Here is a 19442-nt window from a genome sequence, read left to right on the forward strand (position 1 = left end):
TATAAAGGTGCTGAAAAAATACAGCATAGCAGTATTTTGTAATCGGCGTAAAAATAAACGCCTTGAGGTAAGCATTGGAAAGGGTTAAAAGCATTGATAGCAGCGTGGTTCGCACGCATAAGGATGCTAAAGCATTGCGCCAAGACGAGTACGCCATAATCGAACGTTGCAAACAAGGCGATATCTCGGCATTCGACGAGCTAATCCGTCGATACGAGAAGCAAATCTATAATTTTGCTTTCCGCCTTTGCGGCAACTATGATGACGCAAACGACGTAATATCCGAGGCATTTATCAAAGTATTCAACGCCATTCAAAGTTTCCGAGGAGATGCTAACTTCTCTACCTGGTTGTTTAGAATCGTCACCAATGTTTATCTAGACGAACGCAAGCGTTCAAAAGGCCATCTAAACATTCCTCTTGACGAATATATCGAGCTTGAAGAAAGCACAGTAACGCGCCAAATTGAGGACCCTTCACCTGGGCCAATCGAGGTACTTGAAGCAAAAGAGCGCTCTGATGTGCTACAGGAAGCAATCAATAGCCTGCCCGACTACCAAAGGGTAATGGTAGTTCTCTTCCACACACAGGGTAAATCATACGAGGAGATAGCAGAGATAATCGGTCTACCCATCGGAACCGTCAAATCGAGGCTCAATCGAGCGCGACTGGCTCTCAAGGACAAACTGCAAGCAGTCAGGGAACTTTTTGAGTCTTGAAGTCGTCGAACCAAATGAAAATCAAAGAAAAGCACCATACCTCTGGAAAGAAAAGAGCGGCGCAATTACGAGGCCAGGTGCAAACGACCTCCGGACTCGGTCCGCGTTGTGTATTAGAGGGCACCCGGGCACAGAATAGGATAACGACATGAAATGCGGAGAAGCTAAAGAACTGTTTTCGGATTATTTAGAAGGCTGCATGGATTATTCCCTCATGGCTGCCGTGCGCAATCACATCGAGGAATGTCCAGATTGTAGTCAAAGCTTCGAAGCCTTCAAACAAACATGGGCTGTGCTGGGAACACTGCCCGAGGTGGAACCACCCTACAACCTTCGACATGACATCGTGATGCGAATTGCCCGCGCAGAGCATGAAAAGGCGATGCGCGCAAAGCAAGGCACTTTTGGCCTCACGTGGAGCTATATGCTAGCTCGTCTGGTACCCGCACGTGCAATCGCAATCGCATGCGCAGGGGTTGCTCTTGCCTTCCTACTCCTTAAGGTGCCAAGCACTATTGAGAATATAAGAGCGGGAGGCAATTCTCAGGAAATCATCGCCGAACAGTATACTGGCACGCAAACACAACCAACATCCCTGGCGGAAGCCTCACTTCTCTCTGCTCACGAGAACGCAATGCGCGAGCAGTGGAAGAATCGAAAGCTGCACAGCAACACACTTTGGATTACCGCTCCGCCAATTGATGTTAGCAAAGAGCAAATACTCTACCAAATTATGCTCAGCATTAATACCGATGCCCTTGTCCGAGAAGCCACAGCAAGAATTGCCGCTGAAGTATATCTGATTCCAGATAGGTCCGACCGACGGGGCTACGTTGACGTGGAAAACCTTGAAGACGCCAAGCTCATCTGGAAAGGTGATGTAGTATACGGAAAGGACTGTGTGCTTCCTTGGCCAGTTTACCGCTCAGCACAAAGAACAGGAGCCGATAAGCTACTCGTAACCTGGACGTTTAGAAAAAGGCACTTCGCTCAGATTATCTTCATTCCTACCAAGAAGCCAAGCGAAAGTGCACCAGGCGTCCTAGGCCTATCTACTGACGTCGATTTCGATAGAACAAGCGGCAACCTCTACTCAATATTAGACCGAATATCCCAGGATTACGGGGTTATGATAATTGCCAACGCTCAACTAAAGCAGACCCCGCCTGCACTTGATTCCGGCACCCAAACCCTTGAGGACGCCCTCCGAAAGACGTTGTTACCGGTGGGCCTCACCTGGCGATGGTTTGACAACGCAATTCACGTAGACAAAGATTTAGAGAAAATCTCAACCAACTAATTATAAGAAATAAGCAAAAACAAAGGGCCTCGGAACAATAATCCGAGGCCCTTTTACTTATAATTTCTGGCGCTTTACTTGCCCAGGCACCGCGAAAAAAGTATAATTATCGCATCAGAACAGGTGTTCGGGTTGAACTCAATGAACTTAAAAGATCTTCTAGGCCCTGAGGGACCAATTTCGCAAAACATGCCTGGATACGAGCATCGGCTTCAGCAAATCAAAGTCGCAATTGCAATCCAAAACGCCTTGAAAACGAAAAGACACTGCCTTGCTGAAGCTGGCACTGGCGTCGGGAAAAGCATGGCATATATTATCCCAGCCGCCGAGCACGCATTAAACGGCAATAAGGTTATCATCTCCAGCCATACCCTCTATCTGCAAGCCCAGCTTATGAACAAAGACATTCCTTTCGTCCAGAACGCGATTCCCCAAATGCCTTTCACCGCGGTAATAATGAAAGGACGCAGCAACTACTTGTGCTTAAATAACCTTGACGCCGAGACCCCCCAGCTCTTACTGACACGCGATCCGTTTTTTGAACGTATAAGGGAATGGGCAAAGGAAACACAAACAGGTGATGTCGCCGAACTAGACTTCGCATTCTCAGAATGGGAAGAAATCTGCTCCGACCAGGACACATGCCACCGCCAGGAATGCAGGTTTTTCCACAAATGCTTCTACTATAAGGCACGGAAGGCAGCCTCAGAAGCAGATATCGTCATCACCAACCACTCCCTATTTTTTAGCGACCTAGCAATCCGAATGACGGACCCAAATGCAGGTGTGTTACCAGATTATAAAGTCGTAATATTCGACGAAGCACACCATCTCGAGGATGTTGCAACAAAAGTTTTCGGTATCGAGTTTAGCAACTGGCGAATACCAAACTTCCTTAATAAAATTCGCCGAACTAAAGGCATATCGCTTGACCCAAAACGCATCCAAACAATTGAGAAGCTCAACCAAGAGCTTTTCGGTATATTCGTCAATTATCAAAAACAAGAATTCTTCTTTGAGGACATCTACCACGAACAATCACAAGATGAAATCGAAAATATTGTCAGCGTACTTACCACAATACTTGATGGACTAAATCGAGAGCTATCCGAACAAGAGACAGAAGGCCGCCAGGAACTTGAGGACCGCCTAAACGGCCTTAAGCGAATGTGCACTCGCATTAGTGAGGAACTTAAACTGCTATTCTTTGGTACGGAAGACGGCTACTTTAAATGGGGAGAGAAAGCCTCAAATGGCAAACTCGCTACTTGTTACCTTCGTTACTCCCCATTAAGCGTCGCAGACCTGCTCTACAACTCTCTTTGGAAACAAGTAGATACTGCCGTCCTAACCTCCGCAACTCTTTCAAATTCAGGAAGGTTTGACTATATCAAGGCAAGACTCGGAATTCCAGATTGCGTAGAGATTATCGAAGATTCGCCATTTGACTTTCGCAATCAGTCACTGCTCTACATTCCAAAACACCTAGATTTTCCATCTGAAAGCCCTGAATATGCAGACAAGGTTGCAGACGAAATCGAGCGCATTGTGCGTGCCTCCGGCGGCAGAGCGTTCCTGCTGTTCACCTCTTACCGAATGATGAATGCCGTATATGAACGGCTTCTAACAAGGTTGCCCTACGTCCTCTTGAAGCAAGGTGATATGCCGAACGAACAGCTCGTCCAGGAATTTCTAAGGCTCAACAATGCCTGTCTCTTCGGCGTCCACAGCTTCTGGGAAGGCGTTGACATCCGCGGCGAGGCTCTAAGCTGCGTAGTGATTGACAAGTTACCATTCGGTGTACCGGATAATCCCCTCAACCGTGCACGCATAAATTCCATAAAGGCGGCAGGCCGCGACTGGTTTAGAGAATATGCGATACCACAAGCACAAATACGTCTGAAGCAGGGTTTTGGCCGCTTAATTCGCAAGAAAGATGACCGAGGCGTAGTGGCAATACTCGACTCCCGACTTGTGAAAAAACATTACGGCAAGGAATTCCTCCAATACCTCCCGCCCTCCCCAATAACGCACTCGATTGAGGATGTCGAAGCATTCTTCGCCAAAGTCATCGGGCGCCGAGCATAAAAACCAAGCACCATTCTGCATTTAAAGTCGAAAATAACCAAACACTGCTCTTTAAGAAGGAAAAATAACCAATTCAGCCTAACCCTTAAATCGAACTACAATGTGCAGAATCATAATCCTTTGCGCCCTTCTCTGCCTAGTCTTCAGCGTCGGACCTGCTGCTGCAAGCTGGAAGGGCAAGTGGATATGGGACTCAGGCGAGGATAAGCCGGTCAACTACTACCTGTATGTTAGAAAGACATTCAACTTGCCTGGAAACGCTGTCACTGCACCCGTGCGGATTTGCGCTGACAGCCGCTATAAGCTCTACGTAAATGGCCGGTTCGTTGGGCGTGGCCCTGTGCGGTCCGACCCCCGATGGCAATACTATGATACTTACGACCTTTCACCTTACCTTACATCCGGCAAGAATGTAATTGCAGCTTTGGTTCATCACTACGGCACAGGGACATTCTTCTACATACTTGGGCGAGGTGGCTTCATCTTTGACGGGTCAATTTTTTACACAGATGCCAACTCTAACAAATGTAAGAAGCTTACGCTCGCATCCGATGAATCTTGGCGTGTGTTACCAGCCAAAGCCTGGTTCCGCGATCTACCGCGAATGGACGTGCAGTTGGGATTCAACGAAGTTTATGATGCAAATCTCGCCCCCGATAGATGGACCGAAGTCTGCTTCGATGACTCAAATTGGGAGAAGGCAAAGGTAATCGGCCCACCGGGTATGGACCCATGGCCCACACTTGTGCCGAGCGAAATCCCCCAGATGTATGAACAGGAGATATTCCCAACGGCAATCTATGAAATAGGCACTGCTGAGCCATCACCAAACGATAACCCTCATGACGATAAGGCTTCCGTAGCCGCATTGATGAGCCATGAAGTTAGAAGAAAGGCACAAAACACAGCTACACTGGCCGCAAACCCACAAGCGCTCATCAGGCGGCCAAATATTGAAGATATCCTACGTGCTCAACCTTTGGACCCTAGGGGCAAGACTTTGCCTGCGTTTTTGGCAACAAATTCAAAGCTAGGCGTATGCACTGTTTATCCACTCCCAGAAAAAGAACGCAAGGCCGGAAAAGCAGTATATATCGTTCTTGACTTTGGCCGCGAAATTACAGGCTACCCGCGAATCAATATCCTTGCATCGAGTGGGGGTGTAATAGATATCGGATATGGCGAACTACTTACCGAAGGAAAGGTCGACCCCCATCGCAGCGGCGTCCATTACGCAGACAGATACCGAATGAAGCCCAATCGCCAAACTTGGGAGACTTTCGATAAACGTGCATTCAGGTACATACAGCTCGACTTTCGCGACTGTTCAGGCCCAGTAGTTATCGAATCCATTAGTGTGAATTTCTCCACCTATCCGGTTAAATGGCGTGGATACTTCAGATGCTCAGACGAACGACTGAACGAGATATGGAAGGTGGGCGCATACACAGTTCAGCTCAATATGGAAGATGCCTACACTGACTGCCCGTGGCGAGAACGAACACAATGGTGGGGCGATGCCCGAGTCGAGGCAATAACCAATTATTACGTATTTGGCGATACTTATCTTATTCGAAAGGGCATCAAGCAAATAGGCCAATCGCAAAAGCCAAATGGCATAACAATGTGTTTTTGGCCAGGAACGTTTGATAACCCAATCCCAGCTTTTTGTCTCTATTGGATTATGTCAATCCACGACTACTACATATATACTGGCGACAGAACCCTTGTTGCCGAAATTTTCCCCAAGGTAAAAAAACTAATCGGCTGGTTTGAAGCACAAAAGGATGCCTTTGGCCTCCTCACCGACCTACCGCATTGGAACTTTATTGATTGGACCGCTGGCCAGCTTAAGGGCACAATTACAGCGCAGAACTGCCTATATTACAAGGCGCTATTAGATGCCTCTGAACTTGCGAAGTTAGTTGGAGATAATGAAACAGCAACCAAACTTTCCACTCGGGCTGAGGAAGTAAAATTAGCAATTAACTCAAGGCTCTTTGATTACTCTAGAGGGATGTATGCCGAATACTACTCGGAGAAGGACAAAACTTTCTCAAGCGAACTTAGCCAGATGCCTAACGGCCTCGCTACTCTCTATGGAATCGCCCCCGTTGAAATCCGTCAGTCGATACTTGCGAAGGCTCTCGATACATCAAGCGGCATAATACCTGGTGGTCCCTTCTTCTCTTACTTCTTCCTCGAAGCGCTTTTCGAAAACAACATGCACAGTGAAGCACTTGACTTCATCAAGACCAACTGGGGCAAAATGCTCGACTGGGGCGCAACCACACTTTGGGAGAATTGGCATAATTCAAATTCACTATGCCATGGGTGGTCTTCCGCCCCAACCTCACATCTGTCCAAGTATATACTAGGAATAAGCCCAGCCGAACCAGGGTTTCGCCGAGTCTCCATTGCTCCAAACGCTGGCGGTCTAGATTGGGCAAAGGGCTGTGCCCCAACACCACTAGGCGATGTTGAAGTTGATTGGAAAAACAACAAGGATGCTTTTCGAATTGCAATTAAGATTCCCAAGGGAATGAAGGCGGATGTTAGCCTGCCGCTGCCTGACGATAGCAAGACACCAAAAGTACTAGTAAACGGAAGTCAACTTCTGCCTGCAGGTGTCTCTTTTTCCGGGCCCCATGGTGGTAGAGCCTATTTAACAATCGAACAATCTGGAAGTTATGAGTTAACTGTCGCCTTTACTAACTAATGCTAACTGGTAAAAAGAATAAGTATTCAAATAAAATTACCTAATCATTTGCCAATTCTCCTTGAAAAGAATAAAAAGAAAACCCGCCAGCACTTGCTGGACGGGTTGGATCATGAAGACCCTAAAATCAAGCCTGGAAGGAGAAGAGTTGCGCTATCTAAAATTGCTGCAGAACATGTGCCATTACCAATAAATCATCAATAAACAGGCATTAGTGCCAGGGTATATGAGCCATCAATTGATTGTAGTATATATAAAGTATACACACCTGGTAATTTTACCAGTTTTATGTTTGAAAGTTGACAATAAGGCGAACTTTTAATAAAATCGCACTTGAACAAAGAAGATATAGCACACCCCAATCAAAGCCATCAATTGCTTTTACATAGTACCGGGCGGCAAAGCCGCTCTTTGATTAGAGCTAATATAAGAAATAGAAGACGCAGGCACTAATAAAACCTGACGCAGAGCAGGTGATTTTTCAGGGACCGGATATCGTTGCGGTTTATATCTATTGCTAAATACAAAGCCGAATACAACGAGATACCGGCAATAGCAAAGCCCGGCTCTTTGGAGCCAAGAGGTTAAGCGGAAAGGGGAGCTGAAGGATGGCCACCACTTTATCCATGCCTTCTTCTGACCGCAGGGAGACGCCCTCTTTGACCGCGCGGGAGATCGAAGTCCTGAACTTGATCCTCGAAGGTAAGTCAAGCGGAGAGGTTGCCGAGATCCTCTACCTGAGCAAACGCACCGTGGACTTTCATCTAGCAAAAATTTACGAAAAGCTTGGTGTTTCGAATCGAATTCAGGCACTCCGACGCGCAGCAGAGCTGGGGGTTTTGTCTCCAACATAACAAGCGGTAATTAAGAACCTGCAGAACACAATGGTTTTAATACACTTCATCTCTTTGCAAAGGTTCGTTACCGCCGAACTAACCGTGTCTGCCGGAGTAACGAGTAGGCAAAATTGTGTTATTGTATGCCCGTGATTGCCAGCGCACCTCTTTGGGTATTAATGAATTGAAATTCAAAAAGCGCTATTAAACATAAGGGGTGCGTATGGCTACCACTGATAAAACCAATCGCACGCATAACTGGATTTGGTTCATACTGGGAATTGCCAGTATCCTCCTTGTTCTGACACTTATCTCAGCCGCTTCTAGTCGCCCACCCAAAACAATTGTCGTAACCGGGCCAAAAGTCAAAACTGGCAGACCCGAGGACTTCATAAAAAAGGAAGTCCAACCACCAACACCACCGCCTGCGGAAATACCTCCTCAGCAACCGCCACCAGAAACCGCCCAGCCACAAACGCCAACTCAACCACAGGGTGAAGCAGCCTCACCACCTGGACTGCCGACATCTTTTACCTATCAAGGGAAAACTTGGATAGCGTCGGGCGGACCCGTATCAGTCAATGTTCTAACCACAGGAGACTACACGGATGATCACGTCATCTACTACAGGCAAGGGGATTCTCAACCCTACGACGCGCTGTATATTGAGACGGCACCCAACAGTGGGAAATTTATAAAATACTTGCCCCAATCAGACTAAGGAGCCCTTAACACCTTTCCCGATCGCAAAGCCTCATTATGAGGATTTCGAGATTCAGCCGGCGGGAGCTGGCTTCTCCCTCAACGCCTTTTGTTACCAGCTCAGTCGCAAGAACCTGCTTCAAACACTTCATAATTTGAGGCATAGTAAAAAACCGCAACTGCGCCGCCATTGCCCTCCTCGCATATTCTGCGGTTTCCAAGATGTTGTGCTCCTTAGGCAACATATCTGCAACGTCGTCGGGCACTTTGGAGAAAGGGTCCAAGCCAATTTGCTTTAAATACGCCATCTGATAAAGTAAGCGGAAGTGCCGAGCTAGCATCGCCAAGATTCGCATGACCTCTTCCTCTGGTCTTGCGCTTGCCATAAGAGTCTCCTGGAGGAGCCTAATCGCCTGCGCCTGCTTACCTGCTCCAATCGCATCTATCATTGGAAAAATCCTGTCTTCAGGTGGCCTTGGCGTCAAACGCTCGACATCCGCAAGCGTGATAGTCTTTCTATCGCCGATATAAATGGCAAGCTTCTCAATCTCACGTTGCATCAGCGCCAAGCTCCCTTCTATTGAGTACGCAAGAGCCTCCGCCGCCGCCTGCTGAATATCCTTTCCGTGCTTGCGTGCCTCTGCAACAACTGCCCTTCGAAGAGCCTCCCCTTTTAATTTTTCAGCATGCACAATGGTCCCATATTTGGCGACTGCCGACCTAAGCTTCGGCTGAAGCCCCTTTCTCGGAGCCTCCTCTTCGCCGTCTGCACCCGTTGAAGCTTTTTCCTTTGCCTGGCTCTTCGGCTTTACTGCAATCGCCTTTTCCGAGGTTAAAAGTATCAGGCAACTCCTCGCACTCAGCTTCGGAAGAAAATCAGCAATTTTGACCTGCTCATCCGCACTTAAGCAATCAACATCCTGAACAACGACAACTTTCCTCTCTGAAGCAAATGGAACTGTTGAAACAGCAGAAAGGATTTGTGATGCAGATGACGTTTCCGCATCGATATATTCAAGGTCAAATTCTGCAAAAGCAGGGTCAACAAAACGGTTGATAAGCGCATCAACAGCCTCATACCTGCGGGCGTCTACTTCACCGGTAAAAAGACAAACCCTATCCTTTGCCTGATCATTAGCTATGTTATTCATTGACTAATCCTCGAATGCATACTTTTCGCAGACGTTTCATCCAAAATCCTCTTATAGCCCGAGCAAAATCTTCTAGAAGAACAGCACTTTCATTAATTCGACCTTCAGGGAGCTCGCGCCTTCCATACCGTACCTCTATAAAATCAGATGTAATCGCTTCTATAGTCGGCAACATACGGCTTAATTCTGTCGGCAACACAGCAGACAGCTCCGCCGCATATTCCAACGGCGTTAATGTAGGCAATCTAGGATACCCAATGCCTGCAAGCATGCGACACATCCTCTTATAGTTTTGAACTGCACGGCTGCGGGATACTTTCAAGTCAGCCACCCATTGAGGTTCATTTCTCCTCCGGTCTATTATTCGAACCTTGACCAAATATAACGCAAGGACCGCCAACACAAGCATTGCCGCCATGGCGAAACCACCAGCTGTTACCGCCCTATATGCCCTCGCCAAAAGCTTGGAAATACGAGCTAGCAGAGCAGGGCTGCCCTCAGCAGGAGCCAAATCAAATGCAATCCATCCATAATTGGGGAAATACACTTCCGTCCATGCATGACGGTCCTTTTGCTGGACGTGGAATAGGCCGTCCTCCTCGTTATAAACACCTGTGGCAAATCCACTCACAACACGCGCAGGCACGCCCGCTTGCCTACACATTATTGCCATTGCACTTGCAAAAACATCACAATAGCCGCGGCGGGATTTCAACAAAAAGTAGGTAACCACATCTTCCTGGGGTGGCGCCGCTGGTGCTGCTGCATCGTAGACGTACTCTTTCTCAAGAAAATCCTTAATCGCTATTACTTTCTCGTAGGGATTCGTCAACCCTGAGGTAACTTTATCGGTAATCCTTTGGACTTGCCAACAAGACGGCGGAACATCACAGTAACGATCCGCGATGAATTCAGGATAATCAGTCCCGGCGTTTTCAAGCTCTGCCCTAGTCGCAGTACTCACTGATGAAATTACAATATATCTATTTTTAGCCCCATAAGGACGGCTTGTCCGTAAAGAACCACCGACCCTCCGCAATCCAACAGGCCTCTGGAATGCCACAAACACTGGTTCTGCAGCCCCATAGACCAAAACCATCGGCGTTCCTAGCGAACGAAAAGTCTGCTGAACTTCTCTTACTCTTGTGCGCATACCTAAGCGATTAGCATCCCAGGGAATAGCATATCCATTAAGAGGTATCTTACGGCCTTTTTGGAAGCCAAGTGTCACCCATCGCGTTTTGGGAATTAGGTTTTGTTCCCATTCATACGTGGTGTTTACCCAGCCCCGCCCTGTGTAAGTGTCATATACTTGCGAGCGCCAAAGAAAACCTTCCTCACACTGCACAGTCATCACTTCTTCATCACCAAGTGCAACAGGGCCGGTACACACAGGCATGAAATCGCCTCCGACTAAGGACTCTGCCGCCAAGAATTGCTGGCGACCAACAAAAAAACCCGTTATCTTGCCGCCGGTGCCCCAGAAAACAACCTGCCCTACTAGTAAACCCATCAAAATTGCACAAACCACAACTTTCCCTGCAACAAGCGCGTGGACAACCTTCCTTGAATGCGACCTGACCACACTTCCTTCCTGCGCCGAGAGGGCATTTTGCTCAACGAGGGCGAAGGCAGCAAAGCATACAAACATGATAAAGAAAGTGAGGACCTCAGCACTAACGCCGAAAGTTCCGATTAGCCCCACAAGGCTAAGCACAGGGACACATATAAATAACACCGCCCTGTCTGAACGAAGATTGAAGCTGTAAATTACCATCATCCAAGCCAGCAATGAAACCATCAAGCTGTCCAGAGAAGTGAGGCCGCTCGCTGGCAGGAACTCGTACCTCAGGTCAGGCATAAAGTACATTGCAGCTAGTATCCCACCAAGCATAAGCAAGATAGCCTTCTCCATAAGCTGCTTCTTGATAAGACCTGCGCGTGTTCCCCAACTCGTGGTGAATCCGATGGCTAGTAGGCCAAATATTATGCCTGCAAAGCGGCTATCGTTCACTGCAATGCTTAACGAAGCTACTCCAACCAAAGCCGCACCGAAAGCCGCCACATATAGGGGTATTCTATTTAAAGCTTCATTTTGCACTCTTTCAGCCCACATATTGATAATTTAGCCTAGCCATTAGCTCTTTATCCGAACATTCTACAACTGCAATAGACGCCCCAGCGGAAGCCAAATTAGAAATCAGAATCTCTTCATGCGCTCCTAATTGAACCGATGCCATCTTCAAAAACACAAAGAATATTTTTATTGATCGGCTACTTAGAATCTCTGCACATTCTGCCATTTTCTCTTCGATTCGAGACGACAAGCATATCACAACTGCATTTCTCTCAATCGAATCTGACTCTTGCAATAACACGTCACATAGGGACTGACGCTTGTCTGCTTTCATTTCTGCAAGAGCCTCTAAAATTGCATAGTACTGGTCAAGCCCAACCCCAGGCAATGCTGCACTTCCAGTAATCCCTGGATATATGAGCCGAACACTACTTCCCCGCATAACTGCCTGCTCTGCAATCCCCGCAGCTAATTTTGCGGCGTACTCCAGCGACGTAAAAGGTGGTTCGCCTATCTCTGTGTCCTGCTCTAGGTCAATAGCGATTAAAGCATTATGCCCTAGAGCATGTTCAAACTCGACAACATTAAGTTTCCCATGGCGAGCAGTTGACTTCCAGTGAACACGCCTTAGTTCATCACCCGCATTGAAATCCCTAACGCCATGGAAATCTACACCGCTCCCCTTCGCGCCAGAACCCTCGAACTGCTGCTCTCCAAATTCTCCGCCAAGCTTCGAATCTAGTTCGGAGATGCGCAGAGGTGACGGATAAACGACCATGGTGGAAAACAAAGGATAGCGGCTTGTGAATGTAAAAAATCCGAGTGGGTCAGTCGTTCGCACGATCACGGGCCCAACGCGGTATTTTCCCCGCTTTTTTGGTATCGTCCTGTAAGAGATTACCAACGCCTCATCGTGCCACTCAATAACATTTTCCTCGGATGCCGATTCAAACCATTGGGGAAATGAATCGTGGACTTCTACCGGGCCAACGAGCATCTGCCCCCCTTTAAGCCTTAGGGAAACCAAAATAGGTTCACCCTCGGAGACGTACTCAGGGCATTCCCTTGTGCATTTCAATCCCCTTGCTGAAATGCGCCCGAGTAGATATGAAACTATCGGAAGCATTCCGAGGGTGGCAGACATAAAATATAGCTGCCATATGTTCAAAACAGCAGCAACCGCGAGAATAAACAGCGAGGAGATAAATACCGCGCTGAGCTTTACTCTTGCCATTGAATTACCCTTGGGGTATTTACCCAAGCTAATTGTAACGCAAAAGAAGGCCGCACAGCAAGGCGATAAATTGCATTATGGAAACATTGCTTAAGAAACCATATTCTAATACATCTTTTGCTCTCCTAATCTTTGCTACACGCCGAGTCCACCGCCGCCTAATCGTCCTGCACGCTCTTTGGAGACTTTTTCCCAATAGCCAGACGCACGAAACGCCTCCAGCGGATTGGGGTCGAGACCCATTTCTTCGCGAACAACCTTGAGAAGCGGCTGTACGTCAGTGTTGAACGCCTCAGTGAGACAGGATTCGGCGGTGACGATGTCATTTTTCTCCTGGGCTTCCGCAAGCTTTTCTCGATTTATGCATAAAGCCTTGGCGTAGCTCGTTTGGATATGCTCAACCGTTTGAATCATTGCGTCAATCTTGGCTTTTTTTATGTGGCATTGGTCAACCATAAATGCAATAGGTGGATTATTGTTGGGATTATCCTCCGCCTTAACTAGCTCATTGTAAATAAGGAACAACTCATATGGATTTATGGAGCCAACAGTAAGATCATCATCTGAATACTTTCTGTTGTTGAAATGGAAACCACCCAGGCGCTCCTCGTCCAGCAGAAACGCTACTATGTGCTCAATGTTCGCACCCTGAAGATGATGGCCGAGGTCTACAAGCACGTGTGCCCTTGGACCTGCTGCTTTGCAAAAAACATACGACATTCCCCAATCGGCAATATCGGTATGATAGAACGCTGGCTCGAAAGGTTTGTACTCAATTAGCATGCGCATATTCTCAGGCATGGCATCATAAACAACCCTAAAGCATTCGTGCGCCCATGCCTTACGCTTGCGGAAGTCGCCCTCACCAGGATAATCTGTTCCATCAGCAAACCACAGGGACAACACTTCAGAACCAAGCTCTTTCCCAATTTCAATCGAATCGAGAATATGGTCAACGGCCCGTTTCCGAATGTTTGGATTAGCGCTTGTAATACTGCCGAATGCATACACCTGATCTTGGAACACATTCGGGTTGATTGCTCCAATCTTCACGCCCAATGACTCAGCATACGATGCCAGCCCTCGAGCATCCTCAAGGCCATGCGGAAAGTCCCAAAGAACATGAACGGCAACAGTCGGTGCAACGCCAGTATATTTGTGTACCTGTGCTGCATCGGCGATCTTTTCTTCAATCGTTACCGCCGCACCATCTTGCCTGAATGTGCCAAACCGCGTCCCGGCATTCGAATACCCCCAGGATGGGGTTTCAATCTTCTGGTTCTTTAATCGAACCTTTATCTTTTCGACATCAAGGCCGCGGTTCGTCAATTCTTCAGCTAAAAGTTCATATTTCGCTCGATAATTGTCAGCCATCTTCGCGGTTTTACCTCCCTTTTATCTCTCCAATCATGTAAAAGGAACAAGCAAACTTAAACACATGCCACATCTCGCCTTACCAAAGTGGCAAGAATCGAGCTTATTTTATCCATTAGCGTATGTTCAGATAATAGTCAACTGTTACCCTTTGTAGCTTGATAAAACTATGCTTTATCTTCCTCCTTCACTGTAATTCCGAGGAGGCGTGCAAGTTGAATACACTTTTTCCGCCAATCACCATAGACCGTTACTCGATGCCACCCAACATCCCAATTGTTGAGTATCGTTTCAACATTCGCCCTTGCTGCCAACTTCGTGCGGCATGCCTTAGGTTCATCAATATTTCGTGTAGTAACGCCTGTGTGAATGACCATCCGCTTGCCGCGTACGTCGATTTCAAGCGTAGTCACAGGTTCGCCCGCTGGCATTAGTGATTGGACTGCCGCACCTTTGTCATCTTCGCGGTGTGAACGAATAATATAGGGATTCGCTTTCCCCTTGGGGCCAAAAACTCGATTGGTTGAAACACAATGGGCATAAATAATCTCGCTCGTGGCAGTATCAATCACCGGGTCAGAGACATATCCTGGCCGCCCTGTTAGATACCGCATCATAAGCTGAGTACAAGTGGAGTTTATATCACCCTCACAAACGCCGGTGCCTCCATCGTTGTTCATCTGGAAGAATGACAGACACGGATACGCCGTTATCTTCCCACTATAGAACCCACCTAAACAGTCCATGCTTACTGCATCACAGCGCCTTTCAGCGCAAGCGCGACACAGCGCCAAATACATTTTTGCACCGTCGACGATATCTTTTCGAGTCGGCTCCACAACTTTTTTCGCATTTTTAATCCAATAGTCAGCCCACTGATTTGCTTCTGCCTCGTCAGCCTTGTTGTAATACTCAGCTAATTCTTGAAAAGAAAGCTTGATAACCTTAGGGCCAATGTTTTTCTCTGCCGCCGCCCAACCACTAATGTCATAGTCCACCACATCAAGAATCCTGGACTGCTTAAGCGAACTTATCACCTCAAAAAGCCTGACACCCTCAATCACGTCGTTAAAGTTTGACGAGCTTATGCTAATGAAAGGCAAGTTTTCTCGGTTTCCGCCGCCAGTATGAATCAGCATCTCGCCCGAACCCGCAAAAAGATCGTCTATCATAACAACTGGCTTCCCACTGTGAAGGATTGGAACTACCGCATGGGGCCATATACCAAGCAGATACACTGCGAAGCCGTCGATATCGGCCAGTTCCTTTATTATCGTCTGCGCTTCCGCACTATTTCTCGCATGCCTGATGGTAAAATTTATCCCAGGGCAGCCCTTTATAAGCTTGTCTGAAAGCTCTTTGGCTCGCCCCTCATAGTCATAATCTTTCATGGGCCAAGTGGGACTGCCAGATGCGACATGGGTGAAGACAAGAGCAACCTTTGCTTTTGCCTTTGGGAAAATTGGCGTCCTACTCAGGGGGTCCGCCGAAACAAATGACTCAGCTAACGGCAGAAGCGTCCAACAAGCCGCCGCACCCCCTGCAGCCTGAATAAACCTTCGGCGTGTCATCGTACACTTGCACTGATTTTCCATAAGTTTTCCTCCATGCTGAATTATCAATTTCAAGCGCTTGTTTGGAATCAGACTCAATGTATTCTTTTGTTCTCTTTAAAATAGCACATCTCCTTCAAAAGGATAACTTTTAGGAATGTTGAAATATTCTCTAGATTTTGCAATTTTCTTGGAGGCTCAGAAAATGTTCGACTTGCAGAAAACGCTTTTTATGGCAGTGGTTTTGGCGTTCGGAATGTTGTTTGGAATACAAAATGCCGGATGTACACGTGAGTATACAGCGGCATTGTTTAGAAACGGCCTGCCAAATGAAGACTCAGCGTTAATCGAGGCACTTGCGGATGAAATTAAAGCAGCAGGTTATCTTGTTACACATATAGACGGCCGTGAATTGTGCGACCGACAAAGGCTTTCAATAAGCAATTTCGATCTCCTTGTCATCCCAGACGCATCAACCCTCCCTGCAAAGTCAACTTCATCAATTGAGGCGTACTTAAAGGAAGGCGGAGATATAATCGCCTTAAACACGCCAATGTGGCAAAAGGCGCTCATTAATTTAGGTGGACGTTGGCTCACGCGCGAAGAGTATCAACGCGAAAACGCTGGAAAACTTCCCGAGAATGTAATTTTCAATTTCACCCCAAAAGACATAGAAGACTGGACAAGATCCAGCGACACGATGGAGGCACAAACCATTACCGAAACAGTTGCCGAAGGACCAGCCGCAGGACAGCGCTCGCTACACGTGATAGTTTCCAATCTTACATCCTATGACACTTTTGGCAACCGTTCCCTAGAGAAGCCCTTCCCAGAAGGTCACACACTCACAGTCTTCTCAGCGAAAGGCGATGAAAGAACAACCCAGCTTGCAATTGAATGGGACGAAAAAGATGGCTCAAGGTGGATTGCCACCGTTGCCCTGACTCCAGAATGGCGGCAGTACGTGCTGACCCCAGAGGACTTCAAGTTCTGGATAAGTGTACCAAACCGGGGCGGCCGAGGAGACCGCTTCAACCCCGAGAACGCAGTTGCCATGAGCGTCGGACTGGCGCAATCGCACACCTCCGCCATAGGAACGGGGCGGTTTGAGTATTGGGTTGGGCCATTTGGCACAGCGAAAATGACGCCAGAATACCAGGAGCTTCTAAGCGCAATAGAACCCCCTGCACTCGATACTCTTTCCCCAAACTACAAACTGTTTGACTCAACCGAAGTTGCAAGCATTGTTGTTCGTAAAGACCAAGTAATTGTTACACCGACAACAATTCCTCTGCCCTCTTCCATCCGCTCACCGCACCCCAGGCCGAAGGGTGGCGGCTTCGACAAAGGGCGTGATTGGCGATGGATTCCCATCCTTGAGGCACGCACTGCTGAAGGCGAATGGCGAGGCAACCCTGTCACAATGATGGTGCATGCTTCAGGGCCGTTCAAAGGCGGGGTTTGGGCTTCGTTTGGAATTGGCGATATGAACTGGTATAAGCAGGCGGAAGTGCGGCGGGTAATCCGACAAATGGCCGAGAAAATGCGCGATGGCGTCTTTTTCCTCGACGGCGGCACAAATTTTTATACTTATTTCGAGGACCAACAAATTAAAGTGGGCTTTAACGTAGTAAACCTAAGTAATGAGCATCGGAATGACTTGGTTGGGCGTGTGAAGCTCATGGACCAGCGCTCAGGGGAGGTGCTCTATTCCCATGAGTGGCCGCTCATGGCCGCCGGGAACAGCACCATAGTGAAAAAAGAAACCGTTTGGGGAAGCCCAGAATGGCCAAAAGCCGGGCTAATCGCTGAAGTGGCACTCTTCCAGGGCTCTAAGGAAATTGACCGCGTAACCCATGAAGTGGGCGTATGGAAACCAAAGAAGGAAAAGCATTTTGTTACCATAAAAAATGGCGAATTCATGCTCGATGGGAAACGATGGCGCCCCTGCGGGGTAAATTACATGCCATCCTCGGGAATCGGAATCGAAGACGGCAACTACTTCGAGCATTACCTAAGCGCCCGCTCATATGACCCAGAAGTTTTTCAGCGCGACATCGAGCATATCAAAGACCTAGGTTATAACGCTGTTAGCATCTTTGTGTACCATGGATACGAAAAAGCCCAAAACCTCAACGATCTGCTTCGACGCCTTGAAAAGCTAGGCCTAAAAGCCAATCTAGCACTTAGGCCTGGCACACCAATGAACTTCCTATGGCCGCAAATTGGGGAAATTATCAAGAACGCACGTCTAATGGACAACGACACAATTTTCGCCTATGACCTTGCATGGGAGCCATCTTTCGGTCATCAACGTGACCGCGTTATATGGGATGGCGAATGGGAAAAATGGATTATCGAGCGTTATGGAAGCATCGAAAACGCCGAGAATGATTGGGGCTTCGCCGTCCCGCGCGACGAAAATGGTAAAGTCACAAATCCCTTGCCTCACCAGATAGACTCGAGCGGTCCATGGAATCGGATGACAGCCGCATATAGACGTTTCCTTGATACCCTCCTTTACAAAAAATACAGCGCGGCGAGGCGGCTCGTCAGAAGCGTTGACCCAAACCACCTTATAAGTTTCCGCATGGCAGAGGCGGCGAACCCTACCTTCCGCTGGGAAGGCCGCATCCCATATGACTTTCCCTATCTTGCTGGTGCTGTGGATTTTCTTGCTCCCGAGGCATACGGCCGCATTGGCGAATGGGAAGCAACCAAGCCAGGATGGTTCCAGCGCGAATGGGCAAGACTTTGGGCCCCACATCTTCCGATGATTTGGGCAGAGCAGGGATGTAGTACTTGGGAAATGGGCAGAATGCAGACGTCCCCAATACGGCTTGACTTCCAAGCAAAACACTACAAGGCTTTCTACGAAATGCTCATAAAGAGCTGCGCCGACGGCATTTTCTCGTGGTGGTATCCTGGCGGCTTTCGATATGGCGAGAATAGCGATTTTGGTATCATTAATCCCGACGGAAGCGACCGGCCGGTAACAAAAGTCATCCGTGAATATGCACCAAAGTTCATAAGCGCCCCCTCGGCGAAAAAACCCGATTTTTGGATAACTGTTGACCGTGACAAACACCCAGATGGCATTGCAGGAGTGTATGACGAGGTAAAAGAGCTGTTTTGGCAAGCAATCGAGAATGGCCATGTCCCTGCTCTTCGAACAGAAGGCACAGGAACGGACTCCACCAACTGCCCGCTGATAGCCGTTGGGAACACCCCCTGCAAAGGAAACAATCCACCAAAATACCTCGATGCCGTTTTTGATATAGTAGAAGTAAAAGATGCTAACGGTAACTGGGTCTTGCTACAGCCAGGTGATACGGTTCACGTCTCAAAAAACAAGCAAATTGAATTCAAAATACATTTCACAAATCTCGGAGAAGCCAAGCTAATAGCTCCCGCCAATGCAAAGGGCCGCCAGGGTGGTGTCTACATCACCTGTACGCTAGCGGGCGGTGTTGAAATGGTGCCGATAAAGCGAGATGTTGGCCACCTGGAGTCGGAAAACATAGCGTTTAGTATCCCCTTTGCGCAGAAAAACCAAACGGAAATTACCTTTTCCTTCGAAGCCGCAAATCGAACACCCTTTGGGGAAAAGTTTAGACTGACACTTATGCCCTAACTCGCAGCAAAGACTTTAGTAAAGCTCCGTGGCACTCTAAAAAGGCAGACTCTCT

The 19442-nt window shown here is 47.9% G+C and carries 12 protein-coding genes; 7 read left to right on the forward strand and 5 right to left on the reverse strand.

Going from position 1 to position 19442, the window contains the following annotated elements; genetic code table 11:
* Nucleotides 1-74 precede the first annotated feature (74 nt).
* From QHH26_04235 to QHH26_04260, 6 genes are all read left to right on the forward strand, one after another.
* Complete coding sequence (locus QHH26_04235) at nt 75-719, forward strand: sigma-70 family RNA polymerase sigma factor (GenBank protein ID MDH7481172.1); 645 nt, start codon at nt 75-77, stop codon at nt 717-719.
* Between the two features lie 148 nt (nt 720-867).
* The gene (locus tag QHH26_04240) at nt 868-2019 is read left to right on the forward strand and encodes an anti-sigma factor (GenBank protein ID MDH7481173.1); all 1152 of its coding nucleotides are present in this window, start codon (nt 868-870) and stop codon (nt 2017-2019) included.
* Between the two features lie 141 nt (nt 2020-2160).
* Nucleotides 2161-4107 carry a helicase C-terminal domain-containing protein gene (locus QHH26_04245; GenBank protein ID MDH7481174.1) on the forward strand — a complete coding sequence of 649 codons (1947 nt, stop codon included), beginning with the start codon at nt 2161-2163 and terminating at the stop codon, nt 4105-4107.
* Between the two features lie 100 nt (nt 4108-4207).
* Nucleotides 4208-6826: a family 78 glycoside hydrolase catalytic domain gene (locus QHH26_04250; protein ID MDH7481175.1), complete on the forward strand. Its 2619-nt coding sequence runs from the start codon at nt 4208-4210 to the stop codon at nt 6824-6826.
* 659 nt (nt 6827-7485) lie between these two features.
* Nucleotides 7486-7680, forward strand: coding sequence for a helix-turn-helix transcriptional regulator (locus QHH26_04255; GenBank protein ID MDH7481176.1), 195 nt, complete (start codon nt 7486-7488; stop codon nt 7678-7680).
* 205 nt (nt 7681-7885) lie between these two features.
* Nucleotides 7886-8383 (forward strand): hypothetical protein, encoded by a 498-nt coding sequence (locus QHH26_04260; protein ID MDH7481177.1) that lies wholly within the window; start codon nt 7886-7888, stop codon nt 8381-8383.
* A gap of 7 nt (nt 8384-8390) precedes the next feature.
* On the opposite strand, the gene holA is transcribed toward QHH26_04260, so the two are convergent.
* From holA to QHH26_04285, 5 genes are all read right to left on the reverse strand, one after another.
* The gene (gene holA, locus QHH26_04265) at nt 8391-9515 is read right to left on the reverse strand and encodes a DNA polymerase III subunit delta (GenBank protein ID MDH7481178.1); all 1125 of its coding nucleotides are present in this window, start codon (nt 9513-9515) and stop codon (nt 8391-8393) included.
* On the reverse strand, nt 9508-11616 hold the full coding sequence (locus tag QHH26_04270; protein ID MDH7481179.1) for a transglutaminase domain-containing protein: 2109 nt from the start codon (nt 11614-11616) through the stop codon (nt 9508-9510). Before QHH26_04270 ends, holA begins: the two co-directional genes overlap by 8 nt.
* A 4-nt stretch (nt 11617-11620) precedes the next feature.
* Nucleotides 11621-12826: a DUF58 domain-containing protein gene (locus QHH26_04275; protein ID MDH7481180.1), complete on the reverse strand. Its 1206-nt coding sequence runs from the start codon at nt 12824-12826 to the stop codon at nt 11621-11623.
* A 135-nt stretch (nt 12827-12961) separates the two neighbouring features.
* Nucleotides 12962-14200 carry an L-rhamnose isomerase gene (rhaI, locus tag QHH26_04280; GenBank protein MDH7481181.1) on the reverse strand — a complete coding sequence of 413 codons (1239 nt, stop codon included), beginning with the start codon at nt 14198-14200 and terminating at the stop codon, nt 12962-12964.
* A gap of 167 nt (nt 14201-14367) precedes the next feature.
* Entirely contained in the window at nt 14368-15795 is a 1428-nt protein-coding gene (locus QHH26_04285; GenBank protein ID MDH7481182.1) for a hypothetical protein, read from the reverse strand.
* Nucleotides 15796-15958: 163 nt separating this feature from the next.
* Here QHH26_04285 and QHH26_04290 point away from each other — a divergent pair, with 163 nt between their 5' ends.
* Nucleotides 15959-19387 carry a hypothetical protein gene (locus tag QHH26_04290; GenBank protein ID MDH7481183.1) on the forward strand — a complete coding sequence of 1143 codons (3429 nt, stop codon included), beginning with the start codon at nt 15959-15961 and terminating at the stop codon, nt 19385-19387.
* Nucleotides 19388-19442: the final 55 nt, after the last annotated feature.

It is taken from the genome of Armatimonadota bacterium (assembly GCA_029907255.1).
Taxonomy (GTDB): Bacteria; Armatimonadota; UBA5829; order DTJY01; family DTJY01; genus JAIMAU01.

Bases quoted from the DNA above. Each gene is read 5' to 3' on its own strand.
- QHH26_04240 (MDH7481173.1), top strand. From the start codon at position 868: ATGAAATGCGGAGAAGCTAAAGAACTGTTTTCGGATTATTTAGAAGGC.
- QHH26_04245 (MDH7481174.1), top strand. From the start codon at position 2,161: ATGAACTTAAAAGATCTTCTAGGCCCTGAGGGACCAATTTCGCAAAAC.
- QHH26_04250 (MDH7481175.1), top strand. From the start codon at position 4,208: ATGTGCAGAATCATAATCCTTTGCGCCCTTCTCTGCCTAGTCTTCAGC.
- QHH26_04260 (MDH7481177.1), top strand. From the start codon at position 7,886: ATGGCTACCACTGATAAAACCAATCGCACGCATAACTGGATTTGGTTC.
- holA (MDH7481178.1), bottom strand. From the start codon at position 9,515: ATGAATAACATAGCTAATGATCAGGCAAAGGATAGGGTTTGTCTTTTT.
- QHH26_04275 (MDH7481180.1), bottom strand. From the start codon at position 12,826: ATGGCAAGAGTAAAGCTCAGCGCGGTATTTATCTCCTCGCTGTTTATT.
- rhaI (MDH7481181.1), bottom strand. From the start codon at position 14,200: ATGGCTGACAATTATCGAGCGAAATATGAACTTTTAGCTGAAGAATTG.
- QHH26_04285 (MDH7481182.1), bottom strand. From the start codon at position 15,795: ATGGAAAATCAGTGCAAGTGTACGATGACACGCCGAAGGTTTATTCAG.
- QHH26_04290 (MDH7481183.1), top strand. From the start codon at position 15,959: ATGTTCGACTTGCAGAAAACGCTTTTTATGGCAGTGGTTTTGGCGTTC.